General features: G+C 56.6%; 17 protein-coding genes and 1 pseudogene. 15 read left to right on the forward strand and 3 right to left on the reverse strand.

The features are described from left to right. Positions 1–11: 11 nt before the first annotated feature. Positions 12–611: a 5'-deoxynucleotidase gene (gene yfbR, locus AC6I8P_RS06370; RefSeq protein ID WP_477529554.1), complete on the reverse strand. Its 600-nt coding sequence runs from the start codon at positions 609–611 to the stop codon at positions 12–14. Between the two features lie 70 nt (positions 612–681). Then, positions 682–1,899 carry a pyridoxal phosphate-dependent aminotransferase gene (locus tag AC6I8P_RS06375; protein ID WP_021509208.1) on the reverse strand — a complete coding sequence of 406 codons (1,218 nt, stop codon included), beginning with the start codon at positions 1,897–1,899 and terminating at the stop codon, positions 682–684. 965 nt (positions 1,900–2,864) lie between these two features. Between AC6I8P_RS06375 and lrhA the strand changes: the two genes are divergently transcribed. Continuing rightward, positions 2,865–3,788, forward strand: a complete 924-nt coding sequence (lrhA, locus tag AC6I8P_RS06380; RefSeq protein ID WP_021509211.1) for a transcriptional regulator LrhA — start codon at positions 2,865–2,867, stop codon at positions 3,786–3,788. A 48-nt stretch (positions 3,789–3,836) separates the two neighbouring features. Here the strand turns inward: lrhA and AC6I8P_RS06385 are convergent, their stop codons facing one another. Beyond that, positions 3,837–3,971 carry a hypothetical protein gene (locus AC6I8P_RS06385; RefSeq protein WP_021509212.1) on the reverse strand — a complete coding sequence of 45 codons (135 nt, stop codon included), beginning with the start codon at positions 3,969–3,971 and terminating at the stop codon, positions 3,837–3,839. Positions 3,972–4,448: 477 nt separating this feature from the next. Between AC6I8P_RS06385 and AC6I8P_RS06390 the strand changes: the two genes are divergently transcribed. From AC6I8P_RS06390 to AC6I8P_RS06455, 14 genes and pseudogenes are all read left to right on the forward strand, one after another. Next, positions 4,449–4,892 carry an NADH-quinone oxidoreductase subunit A gene (locus tag AC6I8P_RS06390; protein ID WP_136545532.1) on the forward strand — a complete coding sequence of 148 codons (444 nt, stop codon included), beginning with the start codon at positions 4,449–4,451 and terminating at the stop codon, positions 4,890–4,892. A 15-nt stretch (positions 4,893–4,907) separates the two neighbouring features. Continuing rightward, positions 4,908–5,585, forward strand: a complete 678-nt coding sequence (locus AC6I8P_RS06395; RefSeq protein WP_021509214.1) for a NuoB/complex I 20 kDa subunit family protein — start codon at positions 4,908–4,910, stop codon at positions 5,583–5,585. Positions 5,586–5,701: 116 nt separating this feature from the next. Beyond that, positions 5,702–7,501 carry an NADH-quinone oxidoreductase subunit C/D gene (nuoC, locus tag AC6I8P_RS06400; protein WP_031280036.1) on the forward strand — a complete coding sequence of 600 codons (1,800 nt, stop codon included), beginning with the start codon at positions 5,702–5,704 and terminating at the stop codon, positions 7,499–7,501. Beyond that, positions 7,476–8,019, forward strand: a pseudogene (nuoE, locus tag AC6I8P_RS06405) (NADH-quinone oxidoreductase subunit NuoE). The gene nuoC and the pseudogene nuoE overlap by 26 nt, the downstream one beginning before the upstream one ends. A gap of 2 nt (positions 8,020–8,021) precedes the next feature. Next, positions 8,022–9,362 (forward strand): NADH-quinone oxidoreductase subunit NuoF, encoded by a 1,341-nt coding sequence (nuoF, locus tag AC6I8P_RS06410; protein WP_031280037.1) that lies wholly within the window; start codon positions 8,022–8,024, stop codon positions 9,360–9,362. A 100-nt stretch (positions 9,363–9,462) separates the two neighbouring features. Next, a complete protein-coding gene (gene nuoG / locus AC6I8P_RS06415) occupies positions 9,463–12,186 on the forward strand; it encodes an NADH-quinone oxidoreductase subunit NuoG (protein WP_498031067.1) in 2,724 nt (907 codons plus the stop codon). Beyond that, positions 12,183–13,160, forward strand: coding sequence for an NADH-quinone oxidoreductase subunit NuoH (nuoH, locus tag AC6I8P_RS06420; protein ID WP_021509219.1), 978 nt, complete (start codon positions 12,183–12,185; stop codon positions 13,158–13,160). The genes nuoG and nuoH overlap by 4 nt, the downstream gene beginning before the upstream one ends. Positions 13,161–13,171: 11 nt before the next feature. Beyond that, positions 13,172–13,714, forward strand: coding sequence for an NADH-quinone oxidoreductase subunit NuoI (gene nuoI, locus AC6I8P_RS06425; protein WP_021509220.1), 543 nt, complete (start codon positions 13,172–13,174; stop codon positions 13,712–13,714). Positions 13,715–13,724: 10 nt separating this feature from the next. Next, positions 13,725–14,276, forward strand: coding sequence for an NADH-quinone oxidoreductase subunit J (gene nuoJ / locus AC6I8P_RS06430; RefSeq protein ID WP_498031068.1), 552 nt, complete (start codon positions 13,725–13,727; stop codon positions 14,274–14,276). After that, positions 14,273–14,575, forward strand: coding sequence for an NADH-quinone oxidoreductase subunit NuoK (gene nuoK, locus AC6I8P_RS06435; protein ID WP_013509877.1), 303 nt, complete (start codon positions 14,273–14,275; stop codon positions 14,573–14,575). The genes nuoJ and nuoK overlap by 4 nt, the downstream gene beginning before the upstream one ends. Next, positions 14,572–16,407: an NADH-quinone oxidoreductase subunit L gene (gene nuoL / locus AC6I8P_RS06440; protein ID WP_058775806.1), complete on the forward strand. Its 1,836-nt coding sequence runs from the start codon at positions 14,572–14,574 to the stop codon at positions 16,405–16,407. The genes nuoK and nuoL overlap by 4 nt, the downstream gene beginning before the upstream one ends. Before the next feature lie 208 nt (positions 16,408–16,615). Next, on the forward strand, positions 16,616–18,136 hold the full coding sequence (gene nuoM, locus AC6I8P_RS06445) for an NADH-quinone oxidoreductase subunit M (RefSeq protein ID WP_031280038.1): 1,521 nt from the start codon (positions 16,616–16,618) through the stop codon (positions 18,134–18,136). A 6-nt stretch (positions 18,137–18,142) separates the two neighbouring features. Beyond that, positions 18,143–19,600, forward strand: coding sequence for an NADH-quinone oxidoreductase subunit NuoN (gene nuoN, locus AC6I8P_RS06450; protein ID WP_031280039.1), 1,458 nt, complete (start codon positions 18,143–18,145; stop codon positions 19,598–19,600). Positions 19,601–19,776: 176 nt separating this feature from the next. Beyond that, entirely contained in the window at positions 19,777–20,229 is a 453-nt protein-coding gene (locus tag AC6I8P_RS06455; protein ID WP_021509225.1) for a GNAT family N-acetyltransferase, read from the forward strand. Positions 20,230–20,255 lie beyond the last annotated feature (26 nt).

Raw genomic sequence — 20,255 nt, forward strand, 5'->3', positions numbered from 1 at the left:
AGCGGCGCAGGTTACAGCGGCGTATCCTGGGAAATTTCATCCAGCGACAGGCTGAAGCTGGGGATGAAGACTTCAACGAAGTAATCCATCTCCGGCGATCGCCGCTGCGCCAGCGTCTTCTCCAGACGGGCTTTGGCCAGCAGAAACTCGTTGTTGCCGGCCGATAGTTCTTCAAGGCACTTGAGGTAGGCGCACAGCGCATCAGCCTGTTTTACCACCGCCTGCTCGCTCTCGCTATGCAGGTGCTCATCCAGCAGCGGACGATATGCGTCCTGCAACTCAGGCGGCAGCATCTCAATCAGCTTGTGCTGCGCAACCTTTTCAATCTTCTTGTATTCATGGGCAATCTGCGCGTTGTAGTACTTTACCGGCGTGGGCAAATCGCCGGTCAGCACTTCGCTGGCATCGTGATACAGCGCCAGCATGGCGATGCGATCGGCATTCAGATTGCCGTTAAATTTTTTGTTTTTAATGATGGCCAGCGCATGCGCCACCATGGCGACCTGCAGACTGTGCTCGGAGACATTTTCCGTGCGCACATTGCGCATCAGCGGCCAGCGGTTGATGAGTTTCAGGCGGGAGAGGTGGGCGAAAAAGTGGCTACGGGTCATGGACGGTTCCTGTTGCACGGCGGGGAGCTTGTGCGGCTCCCCGAAAGTCAAACAGTATACGCGTCACAGATTACTGGCGATAGCCTTGCAGGAAGCGACCAAACTTGTTGATGGCCATCTCGAGGTCGTCCACGCGCGGCAGGGTAACGATGCGCACGTGATCCGGCCACGGCCAGTTAAAGGCAGTGCCCTGCACCAGCAGCACTTTTTCCTGCAGCAGGAAATCCAGCACCATTTTCTGGTCGTCCATGATGTTGAATTTCTTAGCATCGATGCGCGGGAACATATAGAGCGCGCCCTGCGGCTTCACGCAGCTGACGCCGGGAATATCGTTGATCAGTTCCCAGGCGCGCTGGCGCTGCTCGAACAGCCGTCCACCCGGCGCGATAAACTCGCTGATGCTTTGATAGCCGCCCAGCGCAGTCTGAATGGCATGCTGCGCTGGCACGTTAGCGCACAGACGCATCGAGGCCAGCATCTCCAGACCTTCGATATAGCCTTTGGCGTGCTTCTTCGGTCCGTTCAGTACCATCCAGCCCTGGCGGAAACCGGCCACGCGGTAGGTTTTGGACAGCCCGTTGAAGGTCACGGTCAGCAGATCCGGTGCCAGCGCGGCAATCGAATGATGCTGGGCTTCGTCATACAGAATCTTGTCGTAGATCTCGTCGGCGAAGATGATCAGGTTATGCTGGCGGGCGATCTCCACGATCTCCAGCAGCAGCTCTTTGCTGTACACCGCACCGGTCGGGTTGTTGGGGTTGATGATCACGATCCCGCGGGTACGCGGTGTGATTTTGCTGCGGATATCATCCAGATCCGGGAACCAGCCCGCGGATTCGTCGCACAGATAGTGCACCGCTTTGCCGCTCGACAGCGAAACCGCCGCCGTCCACAGCGGATAATCTGGCGCGGGCACCAGCATCTCATCGCCGCTGTTCAGCAGCGCCTGCATCGCCTGTACGATCAGTTCAGACACGCCGTTGCCAATATAGATATCTTCTACCGTAACGTCGCGCATGTCGCGCGCCTGGTAGTGCTGCATGATGGCTTTACGTGCTGAATACAGGCCTTTCGAGTCGCAATAGCCTTGCGCGCTCGGCAGGTTACGAATCACGTCTACCAGGATTTCATCTGGGGCTTCAAAACCAAACGGGGCAGGGTTGCCGATGTTGAGTTTGAGAACTTTGTTGCCTTCTTCTTCGAGACGTTTAGCTTCTTTCAGTACCGGGCCACGAATGTCGTAACAGACATTTTCCAGCTTGCCGGATTTATCAATTTGAAAATTCATCGTTACCGCCTTAATGGGCAGAGTCCTTTTAACCTGCCACTAAAATCAAACCTGCTCAATTTACTCCTCTCACCGTAACAAAAGAAGGGCAGCGCTGGGTTTTGGCGCGATAGCCAGGCTTTGCCGGATTCAGTGGCGCGAAACGCATTTTTAACTATTAAAACTGGTTTAATTATCTATTAAAATGGCAGGAGTCAACATTAAATGCTTGCGCTGATCGGGTCGCCTGTAAACCGGGATATCCAGCCGCGCGCCGCGCCATTCAGCAATTTTTCATTTAACTGCGGTCTGAGGAATGGTTAGCGACTTGATGAAATAGTTAAAGGAATCTTGTTAGATGCCGAAAAAATGTGCAGCAATGATTAAGCACTATCTGGCATGAGGCGATGACGACGGTTATTTGCTACGCCAGGCGGTTGAAACCAGGCCCCGTCAGCCGGGGATAAAACCGCGTGGCAGCGGCTTAAATAGCATTTACGCTGTCACTTTAACGCTTATCATTCAGTTTAAGAACCAGGCGGGTTAAAAAATCAGCAGCGTTGTGGCAGGATGTGCCGGAAATGGCTTTTGGTCAAAAATTACGATGTTTTGAACAAAAACATTTCCATTTATAGCGTAAAAATGATTAAGTATAATTTATTATTTGATGCACTTTATCGCTTCGCATCAGCATAACAAGATGTTATTCCTTTTTGCCCCGCAGGACAGTTTGGCGGGAAACCAGGCAACTACACAGCTTCCAGCAACGTTCTACTGACGTCCCTGGCCCAGGAAGTTGTTCTGACTTTTACGACGCCATTGCCCGTTTTGCGGTGATGTGTTCGTCGGCATCCGCCTGACTCGATTTTTTCATGAGCGCCTTCACACAGGGCGATCATTAAGCACCATTACCACTTATCTCTTTGTTAAGTATGGTAATACACCAGGGTAGTAGTTTCAAAAAATCTTATAAGTGAAGAAATAACATGACTAATGCAAATCGTCCGATACTGAATCTCGACCTCGATCTGCTGCGTACTTTTGTCGCCGTTGCTGACCTGAATACCTTTGCAGCCGCCGCTGCAGCAGTATGCAGAACGCAATCAGCCGTAAGCCAGCAGATGCAACGTCTGGAACAATTGGTAGGTAAAGAGCTGTTTGCCAGACATGGACGTAACAAATTGCTGACTGAGCATGGTATTCAGCTGCTTGGCTACGCCAGGAAGATCCTGCGTTTCAACGATGAAGCCTGCACTTCTTTAATGTACAGCAATATCCAGGGCGTGCTGACGATTGGCGCGTCTGACGATACCTCTGATACCATTCTGCCGTTTCTGCTTAACCGCGTAACGTCAGTGTATCCGAAACTGGCAATCGACGTCCGCGTGAAGCGTAATCCGTTTATGATGGAGATGCTGAACCAGGGCGAAGTGGATCTGGTGGTGACCACCTCCAGTCCGGGTAACTTCACCTACCAGGTGCTGCGCACCTCGCCAACGCTGTGGTACTGCGCGGCAGATTACATTTTCCAGCGCGGTGAAGCCATTCCGCTGGTGCTGCTGGATGAGCCAAGCCCGTACCGTGACATGGCGATCGATCATCTCAACGAAGCGGGTATCCCGTGGCGTATCTCCTACGTGGCTTCCACGCTGGCGGCGGTACGTGCGGCGGTAAAAGCGGGGCTGGGTGTCACCGCGCGTCCGGTTGAAATGATGAGCCCGGAGCTGCGCGTGATGGGGGCGGCAGAAGGCCTGCCGGTGCTGCCGGATACGCAATATTTGCTGTGCCGTAATCCGGACAGCGATAATGAGCTGGCACTGGCCATCTTCAACGCGATGCAGTCCACTAACGATCCTTACAATCTGAGCGCGAATCCGGACGGTACGCTGCTGCTGGATGATGAAGAGTAAGGTTGACCGTTACTGGTAATCCGTCACAACCGGCATGCCAGATAATTGTTAAAAGTTAGAGAAAAGAGCCTTAGCCTGATGAAAATCAGCTAAGGCTTTTTTTATGGCGGTTATTTCCGCTTTTTTAGCACGATTTGCACCTGATAATTTCACTAACTTCCTGAAAAGTGAAATGTGTTTCATTTTCATCCTGCGCGGAATTTATTTATCATTTCGTGCCAACTTTATCTCCGTCTTTCGTCGGACCGCCTGCCGGTTTTTCCAGCAAAAAACGTCAATATGTGTTCTGGATCAAAAAAATACCCCCGATAAGGGGGGGGAAATCCGCGCAAGACCTGTCAAACTATGATTGTTAAATGCACGATCCATGCATGTGAATACCCGCTACACTGAAATTAACCGTACAAACTGAAGCGATTTAGCTGGCGCTCAGGGGTGCATATGTTAATAATATGATGCGGGTGTAAATTAATGTTTGGATACTTTTGTCAAAGTTGACAAAAGGTTATAGAAAGGAGTAAAAAACCCCATAAAATTGCTGCTTAATTGATAAAGACAGCAAAGTTTATAAGGTTTTTTATCCTTCCCTTGAATCGATGTGGTGTGTTTGCTGCGACAGTGCAGGATGCCATCGCCACTTTTGATGAGTAAGCAAAGAGTATGTCAACAACCACAGAAGTCATCGCTCATCACTGGGCGTTTATTATTTTCATTGTTATCGCGTTTGGCCTGTGTGCCTTTATGTTAACCGGTGGCTGGTTGTTAGGTGGACGTGCACGCGCGCGCCACAAAGACACGCCGTTTGAATCCGGTATCGAATCCGTCGGTGATACCCATATCCGCCTCTCGGCAAAATTCTATCTGGTTGCGATGTTTTTCGTCATTTTCGACGTCGAAGCCCTCTATCTATACGCATGGTCGACCTCCATTCGCGAAAGCGGCTGGGTCGGCTTTGTCGAAGCCGCAATTTTCATTTTGGTGCTCCTGGCAGGCCTGGTTTATCTGGTGCGCATCGGTGCGCTGGATTGGGCGCCTGCGCGTCGTCGCGTAGTCGTTAAATCGAGCCCGGTCAGCCACAGTCACACCAACCCTCATAAGCAGTAAAAGCGAGGCAATAAGATGGACTACACGCTGACACGCGTAGACCCGAACGGGGGCGATAACGACCGTTATCCCCTGCAGAAACAGGAGATTGTTACCGATCCTCTGGAGCAGCACGTTCATCGCAGCGTCTATATGGGCAAGCTCGAGCACGCCCTGCATGACATGGTGAACTGGGGTCGTAAAAACTCTCTCTGGCCGTATAACTTCGGCCTTTCCTGTTGCTACGTGGAAATGACCACGTCATTCACCGCAGTACATGATGTGGCGCGTTTCGGTGCAGAAGTAATGCGCGCCTCGCCACGTCAGGCTGACTTTATGGTGATCGCCGGTACGCCGTTTACCAAAATGGCGCCGGTGATTCAGCGTTTGTATGACCAGATGCTGGAACCAAAATGGGTGATTTCGATGGGGGCCTGCGCCAATTCCGGCGGCATGTATGACATCTATTCGGTGGTGCAGGGTGTGGATAAATTCCTGCCGGTTGATGTGTATATCCCGGGTTGTCCGCCACGTCCGGAAGCTTACATGCAGGCGCTGCTGCTGCTGCGTGAGTCCATCGGCAAAGAACGTCGTCCACTCTCGTGGGTGGTTGGCGATCAGGGCGTGTATCGCGCCAATATGCAGTCTGAGCGTGAAAGAAAGCGCGGTGAGCGTATTGCCGTCACCAACCTGAGAACCCCAGACGAAGTTTAAGCACCCCGTACACGGATGGAGCCACGGCCGCAGCAGATAATGACAACGTAGTGTGTGCCGCCATCCTGACGCCTTCTTTTGAGTGCCTGATTACAGGCCGGAATGGTGAGTAACGTATGACAGATTTAACCACGCAAGATCTCGCTCAGCCTGCATGGCAAACCCGGGATCACCTGGATGATCCGGTGATCGGCGAGCTGCGTAACCGTTTTGGGCCGGATGCCTTTACCGTTCAGGCCACCCGCACCGGCATTCCGGTCGTTTGGGTGAAGCGTGAACAGCTACTGGAAATCATTGAATTCCTGCGTAAGCTGCCGAAGCCGTACGTCATGCTCTATGACCTGCACGGTTTCGATGAGCGTTTACGTACCCACCGCGCCGGTCTGCCCGCCGCGGATTTTTCCGTTTTCTATCACCTGCTGTCGATTGAACGCAACCGCGACATCATGCTCAAGGTGGCGCTGTCTGAAAACGATCTGAATGTGCCCACCATCACCAAAATTTTCGCTAACGCCAACTGGTATGAGCGCGAAACCTGGGAGATGTTTGGTATCACCTTCAACGGCCACCCGCACCTGACGCGCATCATGATGCCGCAGACCTGGGAAGGGCACCCGCTGCGTAAAGACTACCCGGCGCGCGCCACCGAGTTCGATCCTTTCACGCTGACTAAGCAGAAAGAAGATCTGGAGATGGAGTCACTGACCTTCAAGCCGGAAGACTGGGGCATGAAGCGTGGCACCACCAATGAGGACTTCATGTTCCTCAACCTCGGTCCGAACCACCCTTCAGCGCACGGTGCGTTCCGCATCATTCTGCAGCTGGATGGCGAAGAGATCGTCGACTGCGTGCCGGACGTGGGTTACCACCATCGCGGCGCGGAGAAGATGGGCGAGCGTCAGTCGTGGCACAGCTATATTCCGTATACCGACCGTATCGAGTACCTCGGCGGTTGCGTAAACGAAATGCCTTACGTGCTGGCGGTGGAAAAGCTGGCGGGCATCACCGTACCGGATCGCGTGAATGTGATTCGCGTGATGCTGTCAGAGCTGTTCCGTATCAACAGCCACCTGCTGTACATCTCCACCTTTATTCAGGACGTCGGTGCCATGACGCCGGTGTTCTTTGCCTTTACCGACCGTCAGAAAATTTATGACGTGGTGGAAGCGATCACCGGTTTCCGTATGCACCCGGCGTGGTTCCGCATCGGCGGTGTGGCGCACGATCTGCCGAAAGGCTGGGAACGTCTGCTGCGCGAGTTCCTCGACTGGATGCCGAAGCGTTTGAAAGAGTACGACAAAGCTGCGCTGCGCAACACCGTGCTGATGGGCCGTTCGCAGGGCGTGGCCGCCTATAACATGGACGAAGCGCTGGCGTGGGGCACCACCGGTGCCGGTCTGCGCGCCACCGGTCTGGATTTCGACGTGCGTAAATGGCGTCCCTATTCCGGCTATGAAAACTTCGACTTCGAGGTGCCGGTCGGTGCGGGTATCAGCGACGCTTACACCCGCGTGCAGCTGAAGATGGAAGAGATGTGGCAGTCGCTGCGTATCCTTGAGCAGTGCCTGAAAAACATGCCGGAAGGTCCGTTCAAGGCCGATCATCCGCTGACCACGCCGCCACCGAAAGAGCGCACGCTGCAGCACATTGAAACCCTGATCACGCACTTCCTGCAGGTTTCGTGGGGCCCGGTAATGCCGGCCAACGAATCGTTCCAGATGATTGAAGCGACGAAAGGGATTAACAGCTACTACCTGACCAGCGATGGCAGCACCATGAGCTACCGCACCCGCGTGCGTACGCCGAGCTTCCCGCATCTGCAGCAGATCCCTTCGGTGATCCGCGGCAGCCTGGTATCCGACCTGATCGTGTACCTCGGTAGTATCGATTTTGTTATGTCAGACGTGGACCGCTAATTATGCACGATCAAAAAATTGCCATTCAAACCATCGACCCGACTGAGGTCTTTGTGCTGAGCGAGGCCGAGCACCACGCTATTGAGCATGAAAAACATCACTATGAAGATGCGCGCGCGGCGTCGATTGAAGCGCTGAAGATCGTGCAGAAGCAGCGCGGCTGGGTGCCGGACGGTGCCATCAACGCGATTGCTGAGGTACTGGGCATTCCGGCCAGCGACGTAGAAGGTGTGGCGACGTTTTACAGCCAGATCTACCGTACGCCGGTTGGCCGCCACGTGATTCGCTACTGCGACAGCGTGGTGTGCCACATCACCGGTTACCAGGGCATTCAGGCGGCGCTGGAGCAGAACCTGAACATTAAGCCAGGACAAACCACGCCGGATGGTCGCTTTACGCTGCTGCCAACCTGCTGCCTCGGCAACTGTGACAAAGGCCCGACCATGATGGTGGATGAAGATACCCACGTTCACCTGACGCCGGAAGGCATCGCCAATCTGCTGGAGCAGTATCAATGACCATTAAACAGATCATTCGTACTGCGGAAACCCATCCGCTGACCTGGCGTCTGCGTGACGACAAACAGCCGGTATGGTTCGATGAATACCGCAGTAAAAACGGCTACGTTGGCGCCGATAAAGCGCTGAAGGGCATGAGCCAGGACGAGATCGTCGCCGCGGTGAAGGATTCCGGCCTGAAAGGGCGCGGCGGTGCCGGCTTCAGCACCGGCCTGAAGTGGAGCTTGATGCCCAAAGATGAATCCATGAACATCCGTTACCTGCTGTGTAACGCCGATGAGATGGAACCAGGCACTTATAAAGACCGCCTGCTGATGGAGCAGTTACCGCACCAGCTGGTGGAAGGCATGCTAATCAGTGCGTTTGCGCTGAAAGCCTACCGTGGCTACATCTTCCTGCGCGGTGAATACATCGAAGCCGCGGAAAATCTGCGTCGTGCCATCGCCGAAGCTACTGCCGCGGGCTATCTCGGTAAAAACATTCTCGGTACCGGCTTCGATTTCGAACTGTTTGTTCACACCGGTGCGGGCCGCTATATCTGCGGCGAAGAGACCGCGCTGATCAACTCGCTGGAAGGGCGCCGCGCTAACCCGCGCTCCAAGCCGCCGTTCCCGGCCAGTGCCGGCGTTTGGGGCAAACCGACCTGCGTCAATAACGTTGAGACGCTCTCGAACGTGCCGGCGATCTTCCTGAATGGCGTGGAGTGGTACAAAAACATCTCCAGCAGCGAAGACACTGGCACCAAGATGATGGGCTTCTCCGGCCGGGTGAAAAATCCGGGCGTGTGGGAGCTGCCGTTTGGCACCACCGCACGCGAAATCCTTGAGGATTATGCCGGCGGTATGCGCGATGGCCTCAAGTTCAAAGCCTGGCAGCCGGGCGGAGCCGGTACCGACTTCCTGACCGAGCAGCACCTCGACCTGCCGATGGAATTTGCCAGCATCGGCAAAGCCGGCAGCCGTCTGGGTACCGCGCTGGCGATGGCGGTCGACCACGAAATCAATATGGTGTCGCTGGTACGCAACCTCGAAGAGTTCTTTGCGCGCGAGTCGTGCGGCTGGTGTACGCCGTGCCGTGATGGTCTGCCATGGAGCGTGAAGATCCTGCGTGCGCTGGAGCAGAAAAAAGGCCAGCCGGGGGATATCGAAACCCTGCTGCAGCTGTGCCGCCAGCTCGGTCCGGGCAAGACGTTCTGCGCCCACGCACCGGGTGCCGTTGAGCCACTGCAGAGCGCGATTAAATATTTCCGTGACGAGTTTGAAGCTGGCATTGCGCCGCAGGTGTTTGGCAATACCCGCGCCATTGGCGGGATTCAGCCTAACCTGCTGAAAGCGCGCTGGTAAGCCGCCGTCGTACACGGAATCGCCCGGGCCTGAGGCTGCGGGGCAGGAATTAGATGTTTAACGCTCGTCTGCGGACGAGCCTTACGGAAGCATGTTCACTATGGCTACAATCCATGTAGACGGTAAAGAATATGATGTGAACGGAGCGGACAACCTGCTGCAGGCGTGTCTGTCTCTGGGCCTTGATATTCCTTATTTTTGCTGGCATCCGGCGCTGGGAAGCGTGGGAGCCTGCCGCCAGTGCGCGGTGAAGCAATTCCAGAATGCCGAAGATACCCGTGGTCGCCTCGTCATGTCCTGCATGACGCCTGCGTCTGACGGCACCTTTATCTCCATCGACGATGGCGAAGCGAAAGAGTTTCGTGAAAGCGTGGTGGAGTGGCTGATGACCAACCACCCGCACGACTGTCCGGTGTGCGAAGAGGGCGGTAACTGTCACCTGCAGGATATGACGGTAATGACGGGACACAGCTTCCGTCGCTACCGTTTTACCAAGCGTACCCATCAGAATCAGGATCTCGGGCCGTTTATCTCGCATGAGATGAACCGCTGTATCGCCTGTTACCGCTGCGTGCGCTACTACAAAGATTACGCCGATGGCAAAGATCTTGGCGTGTACGGCGCGCATGACAACGTCTACTTTGGCCGTCCGGAAGATGGCACGCTGGAGAGCGAATTCTCCGGTAACCTGGTAGAAATCTGCCCGACCGGCGTGTTCACCGATAAAACCCACTCTGAACGCTATAACCGTAAGTGGGATATGCAGTTTGCGCCCAGCATCTGCCAGCAGTGCAGCGTAGGTTGTAACACCAGCCCGGGCGAGCGCTATGGCGAGCTGCGTCGTATCGAAAACCGCTACAACGGATCGGTGAACCACTACTTCCTGTGCGACCGTGGCCGTTTCGGCTATGGCTACGTAAACCGTAAAGATCGTCCGCGTCATCCGGAACAGCTGCGCGGTAGCGACCGCATCACGCTGAACGCAGAGCAGGCGGTTAATGCCGCCGCGGATATCCTGCGTCAGGCGAAGAAGGTGATCGGTATCGGTTCGCCACGCGCCAGTATCGAAAGCAACTTCGCGCTGCGCGAACTGGTGGGCGCAGAAAACTTCTCAACCGGTATGCCGGCAGCTGAGCAGGCGCGGGTTGAGCTGATGCTGAAAGTGCTGCAGCAGGGCGGCATCTACACGCCATCGCTGCGTGAAATTGAAAGCTATGACGCCGTGCTGGTGCTGGGTGAAGACCTGACTCAGGTTGGTGCCCGCGTGGCGCTGTCGGTGCGTCAGGCCGTTAAAGGCAAAGCACGCGAAATGGCCGCCGCTCAGAAAGTTGCGGACTGGCAGATCGCCGCCATCCTCAACATTGGTCAGCACGCCAAACATCCGCTGTTTGTCACTAACGTTGATGAAACCCGTCTCGATGATATCGCCGCGTGGAGCTATCGCGCACCGGTGGAAGATCAGGCACGCCTGGGCTTCGCCATCGCGCACGCGCTGGATGACAGCGCACCGGCGGTTAGCGATTTTGACAGCAGCCTGAACGGCAAGCTGGACGTGGTGGTACAGGCGCTGGCCGGCGCGAAAAAACCGCTGATCATTTCCGGCACCCACTCGGGCAGCACGGCAATGATTGAAGCGGCAGCCAACGTGGCTAAAGCGCTGAAAGCGCGCGGTGCCGACGTGGGTATCACCTTCCTCGCCGGCGCGGCCAACAGCTTTGGTCTCGGCCTGATGGGCGGCCAGTCGCTGGACAGCGCGCTGGAGCAGCTGGATAAAGGCGAAGCGGAAGCGCTGGTGGTGCTGGAGAACGATCTCTACCGTCACGCGCCGAAAGCCACCGTCGATGCGGCACTGCATAACACCGCGCATGTGATTGTGGTTGATCATCAACGCACCGCCACGCTGGAGAAAGCCGGTCTGGTGCTCTCCACCGCCAGCTTTGCCGAGAGCGACGGCACCTCCATCAACCATGAAGGTCGCGCCCAGCGCTTCTTCCAGGTTTACGATCCGGCCTACTACGACGACAGCGTGGTGATGCTGGAGAGCTGGCGCTGGCTGCATTCGCTGCACAGCGCTGTCGAGAGCCGCCAGATTGACTGGACGCAGCTCGACCACGTGATTGATGCCGCGATCTTGGCGCTGCCGCAGCTGAAAGGGATTAAGGACGCGGCGCCGGACGCCAGCTTCCGTATTCGTGGCCAGAAACTGGCGCGTTCACCGCATCGCGCCAGTGGCCGTACCGCCGCGCGCGCCAACATCAGCGTGCACGAACCGCGTCAGCCGCAGGATAAAGACACCATGTTTGCCTTCTCCATGGAAGGTAACAACCAGCCGTCGGCACCGCGTTCGCAGATTCCTTTTGCCTGGGCACCAGGCTGGAACTCACCGCAGGCGTGGAACAAGTTCCAGGCGGAAGTGGGCGGTAAACTGCGTCATGGCGATCCGGGCGTGCGTCTGTTTGAAGCCAGCGAAAGTGCACTGGACTGGTTCAGCCAGGTTCCGGCACGCTTCGTGGGCGGCAGCCAGTATCGCGTGGCACCTTACTATCAGCTGTTTGGTAGTGAAGAGATGACTCAGCGCTCGTCAACCTTCCAGAAACGCATGGCACCGGCCACGCTGGTGATCAACCCGGCAGATGCTGAGAAGCTGGGCGTTAATAACGGTGCGTCCGTGGAGCTGGTTTGCGCCGGTGAAACGCTGCGTCTGCCGGTGCGCTTCTCTGCGGCACTGCAGGCGGGGCAGGTGGGTCTGCCGCTTGGCATGCCGGGTGTACCGCCGTTCCTCGCGGGTGCGCAAATTGACAAACTGCAGGAGGCAGCGCAATGAGCTGGCTGACACCGGACGTTATTGACATCATCCTGCAGGTGGTGAAAGCCATTGTCATCCTGCTGGTGGTGGTGGCCTGTGGTGCCTTCATGAGCTTTGCCGAGCGTCGTCTGCTCGGCCTGTGGCAGAACCGTTATGGACCGAACCGCGTAGGCTGGGGCGGCTCGCTGCAGCTGGCGGCGGACATGATCAAAATGTTCTTTAAAGAGGACTGGGTTCCGCCATTTACCGATCGCTTCATCTTTACCCTGGCACCGGTTATCGCCTTCGTTTCGCTGCTGCTGGCGTTCGCGATTGTGCCGGTTTCACCGAGCTGGATGGTCACCGACCTGAACATCGGTCTGTTGTTCTTCCTGATGATGGCGGGTCTGGCGGTATACGCCGTACTGTTCGCGGGCTGGTCGAGTAACAACAAATACTCGCTGCTCGGTGCAATGCGTGCCTCCGCGCAGACCCTGAGCTACGAAGTGTTCCTTGGCCTGTCGCTGATGGGCGTGGTGGCGCAGGCGGGTTCCTTTAACCTGAACGCCATCGTTGAGAGCCAGACCCATCTGTGGAACATCATCCCGCAGTTCTTTGGCTTCGTGACCTTCTGTATTGCCGGCGTCGCGGTGTGCCACCGTCATCCGTTTGACCAGCCGGAAGCGGAACAGGAGCTGGCCGACGGTTACCACATCGAATATGCCGGGATGAAGTTCGGCCTGTTCTTTGTCGGTGAGTACGTGGCCATTACTACCGTATCGGCGCTGATCGTCACCCTGTTCTTTGGTGGCTGGCACGGTCCGTTCCTGCCGCCGTTCATCTGGTTCGCCCTGAAAACGGCGTTCTTTATGGTGATGTTTATCCTGATTCGTGCTGCGCTGCCGCGTCCACGCTATGACCAGGTGCTGTCGTTCGGCTGGAAAGTATGTCTGCCGTTGACGTTATTGAACCTGCTGGCCACTGCCGCAGTGATTCTGTACAACGCGCAGTAAGGGGTTTTGAGATGACTTTAAAAGATATTGTCGTTGGCTTCGGCACGACAGTGCGCAGTATCTGGATGATTGGCATGCATGCCTTCGCCAAGCGCGAAACCCAGATGTATCCGGAAGAGCCGGTTTATCTGCCGCCGCGCTACCGTGGCCGTATCGTGCTGACGCGCGATCCGGACGGCGAAGAGCGCTGCGTGGCCTGTAACCTGTGCGCCGTTGCCTGCCCGGTCGGCTGTATTTCGCTGCAGAAAGCGGAGATGCAGGATGGCCGCTGGTATCCGGAATTTTTCCGCATCAACTTCTCGCGCTGCATCTTCTGTGGTTTATGTGAAGAAGCGTGCCCGACCACCGCGATTCAGCTGACGCCGGACTTCGAACTCGGTGAGTTCAAGCGTCAGGATCTGGTGTATGAGAAGGAAGACCTGCTGATTTCCGGTCCGGGTAAATATCCGGAGTACAACTTCTACCGCATGGCAGGTATGGCGATCGACGGTAAAGACAAAGGCGACGCGGAAAACGAAGCCAAACCGATCGACGTTAAAGGCTTATTACCTTAAGGAGCCAGGTATGGAATTTGCGTTTTATCTTTGCGGACTGGTGGCGGTGCTGACGACATTGCGCGTCATCACCCACACCAATCCGGTACATGCGCTGCTGTACCTGATTGTTTCGCTACTGTCGATTGCCGGCGTGTTCTTTTCAATGGGTGCCTATTTTGCCGGTGCGCTGGAGATCATCGTCTATGTCGGTGCCATCATGGTGCTGTTTGTGTTCGTAGTGATGATGCTCAACCTGGGCAAAACCCAGCAGGATCAGGAGCGCGAATGGCTGAAGCCGTCGCTGTGGATCGGTCCGGGCATTGTCTCGCTGCTGCTGCTGGTGGTGATGATCTACGCCATCCTGACCGCAACCGATCAGGGTATTGACGGCACCGTCATCGATGCCAAAGCGGTGGGCATCAGTCTGTTTGGCCCGTATGTTCTGGCGGTTGAGCTGGCGTCAATGCTGCTGCTGGCCGGTCTGGTGGTGGCGTTCCATATCGGACGTGAAGATCGTCAGGGCGAAGTGCTGAGCAACCGCGTGTCAGACGCGGCGGCCAATAAGGAGGAGCACGCATGATCCCGTTACAACACGGCCTGATTCTGGCTGCTGTGCTGTTTGTTCTCGGCCTGACCTCGCTGGTACTGCGCCGCAACCTGCTGTTTATGCTGATCGGTCTGGAGATCATGATCAATGCCGCGGCGCTGGCGCTGGTGGTGGCAGGCAGCTACTGGGGACAAGCCGACGGTCAGGTGATGTATATCCTGGCAATCAGCCTCGCGGCGGCGGAAGCCAGTATTGGTCTGGCGCTGCTGCTCCAGCTCTATCGTCGTCGTCAGACGCTGAACATTGACACAGTGAGCGAGATGCGCGGATGAATCTTCTCTATTTAACCGTATTATTTCCGCTGATTGGCTTCCTGCTATTGGCGTTTTCCCGTGGTCGCTGGTCGGAGAACCTGTCGGCTGCGGTGGGGATGGGTTCAGTGGGCCTTGCGGCGCTGACCACCGTATTTGTGGGTGTGGACTTCTTTAGTCATGGCCAGCAGCCATTTACTCAGGCGCTGTGGACCTGGATGCACGTGGGTAACTTTGACATCAAAGTGAACCTGGTGCTGGATGGTCTGTCGCTGACCATGCTGTCGGTGGTCACCGGCGTCGGCTTCTTCATCCACATGTTCGCTTCGTGGTACATGCGCGGTGAAGAGGGTTATTCACGCTTCTTCGCTTACACTAACCTGTTCATCGCGAGCATGGTGGTGCTGGTGCTGGCCGATAACCTGATGCTGATGTACCTGGGCTGGGAAGGGGTAGGGCTGTGTTCCTACCTGCTGATTGGCTTCTACTACAGCAATCCGGAAAACGGCAAAGCGGCGATGAAAGCCTTCATCATCACCCGTGTCGGTGACGTGTTCCTCGCCTTTGCGTTGTTCATTCTCTACAACGAACTGGGTACGCTGAACTTCCGTGAGCTGATGGAGCTGGCCCCGGCGCACTTCGCGGCGGACAACCACATGCTGCAGTGGGCGACGCTGATGCTGCTGGGCGGTGCCGTGGGTAAATCGGCACAGCTGCCGTTGCAGACGTGGCTGGCCGATGCGATGGCCGGTCCGACGCCGGTCTCCGCGCTGATCCACGCTGCCACCATGGTAACCGCAGGCGTCTATCTGATTGCCCGCACCCACGGTCTGTTCCTGCTGACGCCGGAAGTGCTGCATCTGGTGGGTATCGTTGGTGCGATTACGCTGGTGCTGGCGGGCTTCGCCGCGCTGGTGCAGACCGACATCAAACGCGTGCTGGCTTACTCCACCATGAGTCAGATCGGCTACATGTTCCTGGCGCTGGGCGTACAGGCGTGGGACGCTGCGATTTTCCACCTGATGACCCATGCGTTCTTCAAGGCGCTGCTGTTCCTCTCCTCCGGTTCCGTGATTCTGGCCTGTCATCACGAGCAGAACATTTTCAAAATGGGCGGTCTGCGTAAGAGCATCCCGCTGGTGTATGTCTGCTTCCTGGTGGGCGGTGCTGCGCTGGCCGCGCTGCCGCTGATTACCGCCGGCTTCTATAGTAAGGACGAGATTCTGTTCGGTGCGCTGGCTAACGGTCACATCAATCTGATGGTCGCCGGTCTGGTGGGTGCATTCCTTACCTCAATCTACACCTTCCGCATGATCTTCATCGTGTTCCACGGCGAAGAGAAAATTCATGCGCATGCCGGTAAAGGCATTACGCATCATCTGCCGCTGATTGTGCTGCTGGTACTCTCGACCTTCGTTGGCGCGCTGATTACGCCTCCGCTGGCGGGCGTGCTGCCACAGAACGAGTTTGGTGAAACCGGCAAAGTGGCGCTGGAAATCACCTCGGGTGCCGTGGCGATTATCGGAATCCTGATTGCCGCCGCGCTGTGGCTGGGCAAACGTCAGCTGGTCACCCGCATCGCCAACAGCGCGCCGGGCCGTTTCTTCGGCACCTGGTGGTTTGCGGCCTGGGGCTTCGACTGGCTGTACGACAAGGTATTTGTTAAACCGTACCTTGGCATTGCCTGGCTGCTGCAGCGCGATCCGCTCAATTCACTGATGAACCTGCCGGCGCTGCTGTCGCGCATCGGTAATAAAGGTCTGGTGGTGAGTGAGAACGGCTATCTGCGCTGGTATATCGCGTCGATGAGCGTCGGTGCCGTGGTGGTGCTGGCGCTGATGCTGGTGATTTAACGATTGATGAGCGGGGCGCGCGATGGTTTAGCGCCCCACGTAAGAATGTTCAAAATTGTCTGATGCACGGGTGAGATCAACGCAGTCAGTTTGGTGTTCGTCAGCGCAGCAACCGGCGCGTAGTAATACGTGAACGTTGCCCGCGCGGGCGAGGCGAAACAGGCGCGTCCGATAGCCTGAACGAAGACGAAAATAGGGAATGTACGCCGTGTTATTACCTTGGCTAATAATTATACCCTTTGTTGGGGGCTTGCTTTGCTGGCTGGCTGAGCGCCTTGGCGCGAAGGTGCCGCGCTGGATTGCCCTGATCACCATGGGGCTGACGCTGGCGCTGGGCCTGCAGCTGTGGCTGCAGGGCGGCTATTCGCTGACGCAGGCTGCGGGCCTGCCGCAGTGGCAGTCGACTTTCCTGGTGTCGTGGATCCCACGCTTTGGCATTAATTTCCATCTGGCGCTGGATGGCCTGTCGCTGCTGATGGTGGTGCTGACCGGCCTGCTGGGTCTGATGGCGGTTCTCTGCTCGTGGAATGAAATCGAAAAGTATCAGGGCTTCTTCCACCTCAACCTGATGTGGATTCTCGGCGGCGTGATCGGCGTGTTCCTCGCCATCGACATGTTCCTGTTCTTCTTCTTCTGGGAAATGATGCTGGTGCCGATGTACTTCCTCATCGCGCTCTGGGGTCACAAAGCGTCTGACGGGAAAACCCGTATCAGCGCGGCAACCAAATTCTTCATCTACACCCAGGCGTCAGGTCTGGTGATGCTGATTGCCATTCTGGCGCTGGTGTTCGTGCACTACAACGCCACTGGCGTCTGGACGTTCAGCTATGAAGAGCTGCTGAAAACGCCGATGTCACACACCGTTGAGTATCTGCTGATGCTCGGCTTCTTCATCGCCTTTGCGGTGAAAATGCCGGTGGTACCACTGCACGGCTGGCTGCCGGATGCCCACAGCCAGGCACCGACCGCCGGTTCGGTTGACCTTGCCGGTATCCTGCTGAAAACTGCGGCTTACGGCCTGCTGCGTTTTAGCCTGCCGCTGTTCCCGAATGCCTCGGCGGAGTTCGCACCGATCGCCATGTGGCTCGGCATCATCGGTATCTTCTACGGCGCCTGGATGGCGTTCTCGCAGACCGATATCAAACGCCTGATCGCCTACACCTCGATTTCGCACATGGGCTTCGTGCTGATTGCCATCTACACCGGCAGCCAGCTGGCGTTCCAGGGCGCGGTGGTGCAGATGATTGCGCACGGCCTGTCGGCCGCGGCGCTGTTCATCCTGTGCGGTCAGCTGTATGAACGTCTGCATACCCGTGACATGCGCCAGATGGGCGGCCTGTGGTCGCGCATCAAGTGGATTCCGGGCCTGTCGCTGTTCTTTGCCGTGGCCAACCTCGGTATGCCGGGCACCGGTAACTTTGTGGGTGAGTTCATGATTCTGACCGGCAGCTATCAGGTGGTGCCGTTGATTATCGTGATTGCCACCTTCGGCCTGGTATTTGCCTCGGTGTACTCGCTGATCATGATGCAGCGCGCTTACTACGGCGAAGCCAAATCAAAAGAGCCGCTGGCTGGAATGTCGCCGCGCGAATTCCTGACCATCGGTGTACTGGTCGTGCTGCTGGTGCTGCTGGGCGTTTACCCGCAGCCAATCCTCGACACGTCCCATGCTGCGATGAGCAATATTCAGCAGTGGTTTACCGCTTCAATTTCAACTACAAGGCCGTAATTCGCCATGACAATAACTCCTCAACAATTGATCGCGTTGCTACCGCTGTTAATCGTCGGATTGACGGTGGTGGTTGTGATGCTGTCCATTGCGTGGCGACGCAACCACTTTGTTAATGCCACGCTGACGGTCATCGGTCTCAACCTCGCGCTGCTGTCGCTGTGGTTTGTGGGCCACGTGGGCGCCATGGATGTCACGCCGCTGCTGCGCGTGGATGGCTATTCGATGTTCTATACCGCGCTGGTGATGCTGGCGAGTCTGGCAACCTGCACCTTTGCTTATCCGTGGCTGGCCGGTTTCCCGGACAACAAAGATGAGTTCTATCTGCTGGTGCTGATTGCGGCGCTGGGCGGGATTGTGCTGGCCAGCGCCAATCATCTGGCGGCGCTGTTCATCGGTATCGAACTGCTGTCGCTGCCGCTGTTTGGTCTCATCGGCTACGCCTTCCGTCAGAAGCGCTCGCTGGAAGCGGCACTGAAGTACATGATTCTGTCGGCTGCGGCTTCCTCATTCCTGATCTTCGGTATTGCGCTGGTCTACGCCGATTCCGGCAGCCTGAGCTTTGTGCAGCTCGGCAAGAGCCTGAATGACAGCATGATTCAGCAGCCGCTGCTGCTGGTCGGGCTGGGCATGATGATCATCGGTCTTGGCTTCAAACTGTCGCTGGTGCCGTTCCATCTGTGGACGCCAGACGTTTATCAGGGCGCGCCGGCTCCGGTCTCGACCTTCCTCGCCACCGCCAGCAAAATCGCTATCTTTGCGGTCATCATGCGTCTGTTCATGTACGCACCGGTAACCGACAGTGAAGCGGTGCGCACCGTGCTGGGTGTGATTGCCTTCGTCTCGATCCTGTTCGGTAACCTGATGGCGATTTCGCAGAGCAACATCAAGCGTCTGCTCGGTTATTCATCTATCGCGCATCTTGGCTATCTGCTGGTGGCGCTGATTGCGGTGAAAACCCATCAGCTGTCGCTGGAAACCGCCGGTGTCTATCTGGCCGGTTACCTGTTCAGCAGTCTGGGCGCCTTCGGTGTGGTCAGCCTGATGTCGAGCCCGTACCGTGGTCCGGATGCGGATACGCTTTACTCGTATCGTGGTCTGTTCTGGCATCGTCCGATTCTCTCCGCCGTGATGACGGTGATGATGCTGTCGCTGGCCGGTATCCCGATGACGCTGGGCTTTATCGGTAAGTTTTACGTCATCGCGTCCGGTGTTAACGCGCATCTGTGGTGGCTGACCGCGGCGGTTGTCGCCGGTAGCGCCATTGGTCTGTATTACTACCTGCGCGTTACGGTGAGCCTGTACCTCAGCCCGCCGGAACTGCACACCCGCGATACCCCGGCCAACTGGGCGTTCACCGCCGGTGGTGTGGTGGTGCTGATCTCCGCTATCCTCGTGTTGCTGCTCGGTGTTTATCCGCAGCCGCTCATCACGCTGGTGCAGCTGGCCCAGCCGCTGATGTAAACAGCGCGTCATCTTCACAATCAGGCCTGCGGGCCTGATTTTTTTTTGCCTGCAATTTGAGAGTTTGATCACATTGCTCCGCGTGTCCGCCCCTGTTACGTGCTGCCCACTGCGTTTAGCGCATGCGCTGTGATAGGCTGTGAAGATCACTTTTTTCGCTCAGACAAGGAAGCACGATGGATATGCAATGGCTTGATTGCCACCACAGTGAACTGACCGCGCAGCAGCTGTATACCGTGCTGGCGCTGCGCAATCAGGTGTTTATCGTCGAACAGGCCTGTCCGTATCAGGATATAGATGGCCAGGATTTGACAGCTGATAACCGCCATCTGCTGGGCTTTCTTGATGGCAAACTGCTGGCGTATGCGCGTCTCCTGACGCCCGCGCTGGCTTCCTCGCCGGTGACCATTGGTCGGGTGATTGTGTCGGAAGAGGCGCGCGGCCTGAAACTGGGCTATCGGCTGATGGAGCAGGCGCTGAACAGCTGCGAACAGCACTGGCCGCAGCGGGCGGTGTATCTGTCCGCGCAGGCGCATCTGGAAGGCTTTTATGGTCGCCTGGGCTTCCGGGCGGTCACGGACGTTTATCTGGAAGATAATATTCCACACGTCGGCATGCAGAAAAACTAACGGCGAGGTGTTGGCCTCGCCGTGCA

The organism is gamma proteobacterium symbiont of Lampromicra miyakona, from assembly GCF_059730895.1.